This is a genomic window from Halomonas sp. 707B3 (assembly GCF_024158645.1).
Classification (GTDB): Bacteria; Pseudomonadota; Gammaproteobacteria; order Pseudomonadales; family Halomonadaceae; genus Vreelandella; species Vreelandella lionensis.
The window spans coordinates 1-3219 of the sequence record NZ_JAMZBE010000236.1; the positions used below are offsets into that span (position 1 = coordinate 1).

General features: G+C 58.2%; 4 protein-coding genes. All 4 read right to left on the minus strand.

The annotated features are described in order from the left end of the window. Positions 1 to 277: SDR family oxidoreductase (locus BIS10_RS18015; RefSeq protein ID WP_253507428.1), on the minus strand; the 277-nt coding region annotated here is incomplete at its 3' end. A 65-nt stretch (positions 278 to 342) separates the two neighbouring features. After that, a complete protein-coding gene (locus BIS10_RS18020) occupies positions 343 to 774 on the minus strand; it encodes a nuclear transport factor 2 family protein (protein WP_253507431.1) in 432 nt (143 codons plus the stop codon). A 102-nt stretch (positions 775 to 876) separates the two neighbouring features. Next, a complete protein-coding gene (gene phrB / locus BIS10_RS18025; protein ID WP_253507433.1) occupies positions 877 to 2289 on the minus strand; it encodes a deoxyribodipyrimidine photo-lyase in 1413 nt (470 codons plus the stop codon). Between the two features lie 33 nt (positions 2290 to 2322). Further along, positions 2323 to 3219: MerR family transcriptional regulator (locus BIS10_RS18030; protein WP_253507436.1), on the minus strand; the 897-nt coding region annotated here is incomplete at its 5' end.

Sequence of the window (3219 nt, forward strand, 5' to 3'; positions counted from 1 at the left end):
ACTCACAGGTGCCGGCATTGAAGAGCGCAATGTCTAATGCGCCCAGCCACTCTGCGATCTGTTCACCCGCCGCAAGCACGGCTTGATGGTCGCTCACATCCAGCGGCAGCGGGTAAGCGTTGCTATGACCATCGCAAAGGGCATTGAGCGCCTCTTCGTTGCGGGCGCTCAGAACAACGCTGTGGCCCTGGGCGATGAACTGCTTGGCCAGCGCCTCCCCAATACCGGAGGTAGCACCGGTTAGCCAAATGCGTTGGGGCGTTTTCCATGTGCTCATCCTGCTCTCCTATAGCGGCCTGTTAGCACGCAACGGGCGTGCACATAAACGAGGTCACCCTTTTTTCAACTAAGGCGTTGCTTTAACCAGCGTATGACGCGCCCCATGATAGGAAGGTGCTCATACAGCATGGCGCCAGCGTCAAAGTAGTCACGGTGTCGCGATACTCTCCCGTCCTCTTCAAACGTTAAGGCGCTGCAGCCTTCAACACGAATCGGCTTGCCACCCGCCAAGCGTGGATGAACGAACTCCATTGTCCATGTCACAAAGGCCTGATTCGCTTGTCGTTGCTGCGAGTGATAGGTGAAACGGCAGCGTTCAACGTTCTCATACATCGTGGCGAGATAGCGCTCAAGCGCGTCTCGACCTTCAATGTGATGCAGCGGATCGTTGAAAACAACACCCTCAGTATATACCTCGTATAGTTTTTCTGTACAGGTATTGTCTAGTTTATTAAAGAAGGCGCAAAAGTTGGCCAAGGCTTGATCGTTGTTCATCACGGATTCCTTGCCTGGTTGCGTTGCGTGTTGGGGAAGAGGGACGCGATAGTTAGCAGAATAGCGGCGGGACGCCGCTATGGAGAGGTGCTGAGGTTAACGTTATTTGGAGAGCGCTTTGAAGGCATCCAGCGCCCGCTGGCGAGCCGCTTTGTGGTCAACGATGGGCGCTGGGTAGTCAATCGGGTTGAGCATGTCCTGAGGCGGCGCATGGCGCGCTTTGGCAGGCAACGTCTTGAGCTCGGGTAGCCACTGAGCAATAAATTCGCCGCCTGGGTCGAAGCGCGTGGATTGGGTCGTGGGGTTGAAAATGCGGAAGTAAGGTGCCGCATCGGTACCCGTTGAGGCTGCCCACTGCCAGCCGCCGTTATTGGCGCAAAACTCGCCATCGACCAAGTGGCGCATAAAAAAGGCTTCGCCCCGCCGCCAGTCAATCAGCAGATGCTTGCTGAGAAACATGGCCGTAATCATTCGCAGGCGATTGTGCATCCAGCCGGTCGTCACTAGCTGGCGCATGGCGGCATCCACAATCGGATAACCGGTGCGGCCTTCGCACCAGGCGGCAAACCCTTCGTCGTCATCCCGCCATTGCAACTGCTTGGTGTGCGCTTGAAACGGCTGGTAGCGGCATACCTGAGGAAAGCCGACCGCTACATGCTGATAAAACTCGCGCCAGATGAGTTCGTTTACCCAGGTGGTAAGGCCTGCATCGCCATCGGCAAGGTGCCCGCCGTTTTCGCTCATGACCGCTTGCAGGCACTGGCGGTGGGAAATAACGCCCAGCGCTAAGTAGGGCGAAAGCTCGCTCGTGCCGCGCACCTTAGGAAAGTCACGCTGATCTTTATAGTGACGACCCCGAAAGCGTAAAAAACGCTCAAGGTTATCGCTGGCAGCATTTTCACCCGCAGGCCAGAGACGCCCATCCAGCGGCTCATCATCTAGCGTTGGCAGTGCTGGTAATGGATCACTGTCAATGGCTAGCGGTGACTGCACGCTGGGCGTGTCGCGCAGGGCTAACTGCTCGGCGGTAACTTGCTTGTGCCACGCTTTTGAAAACGGGGTGAAGACGCCGTAGTAGTCGCCTTTGCCTGTCAGCAAGGTACCGGGGGCAAACGCCACCGCGTCGTGATGGCCTTGGGCGGTAATACCGGCCTGCTGAAAAGTCTCCAGCACCGACTGGTCGCGGCGCTGCTCGTTCAGCGGATACTCATAATTGAAGTGGAGCTGCTTGATGCCATGCTCGCGGGCAACCTCTAAAAGCGCCTTGGGGGCGTCGTCGAAACGCCCAATATCGCGATGCAACAGCGGAATATTCAAGCCATTGAGCGAGGCCTTAAGCGCGCTAACACCACGCGCCCAGAAATCGAGCTTATTTGCGCCGTGGCCGTGGTCACGCCACTGCTCAATGCTACGCAAAAAAACCGCCACTACCGGCCCTTTGGCGGCAGCGGCGGCGAGTGCGGAATTGTCATGAATACGTAGATCACTGCGAAACCAAACAAGCTGCAGGTTCATGCAAAGCCCTTAGGTTGGCGACTTTTCGTGCGCTTAAAGAATGCCTGATTCACGCAGCAGAGGGCGTAGCCGGGCGATCGCCTGGGGTAGATCGTCGCCCAGCATATGAACAGGACCGTCGCGCAGATCGTTCTCACGCAGGCGCGCGACTTCACCGCATACGCCGATAGGCACGCCCAGCGCTTCAGCGGCTTTGGGTAGCGCTACGCGAATATAGTTGTCGCATTCCCGCTGGCCGCTAGAGAGCAGAACCATTGAGGAGTGCAGGCGAGACACCGCTTGTGCAAGGTCTTCGAGTGCCAGCGAATGATCAAACAGCTGGACTCGGTAGCCCTGCTCGCTGGCCATCAGTGCACTCATCAGTACCCACAGCGGGCCTGGGTCATCGGGCATGGCGCTGAGCAGAATCAGCGGGCCGCGGGTTGCCTGGTTGGCGTAGTGCAGGCGAGTACCCACCTGACTACGCAAAAAGGCCTCAAAGGTGCGGCGCACCAAATCATCTGGCTGCGCCGCCCATTTAGCTTCTAGGGTTAGAATGACGGGCTGCCACAGCTCGTTAATCGCCACGCTTAGCGGATAGAGCGCTAGGCTTTGATGGTAGAGCGCTTCCAGCTTGGGAAGGTCGACGGCTTCAATGACCGCCAGAAGCTGCTGGCGCTGGCTAGACCAGTCCCCGGCATCTGGGGCGGGGGCCTCTACCGTTTCGGGCTGGTCAAGCAGGTCGGCGACCTGGCTGACCGGCACGCCTCGGTTGAGCCACTGGAGAATGCGTTCAATACGGCTGATATCGTCCTGGGCATAGAGCCGGTGACCCTTAGGGGTCCGCTGGGGGCGAATTAATCCGTAGCGTCGCTCCCAGGCGCGCAGGGTGACCGAGTTCACACCCGTTAAGCGGGAAACTTCCCGAATCGGATAGAGCGGGGTATCGGG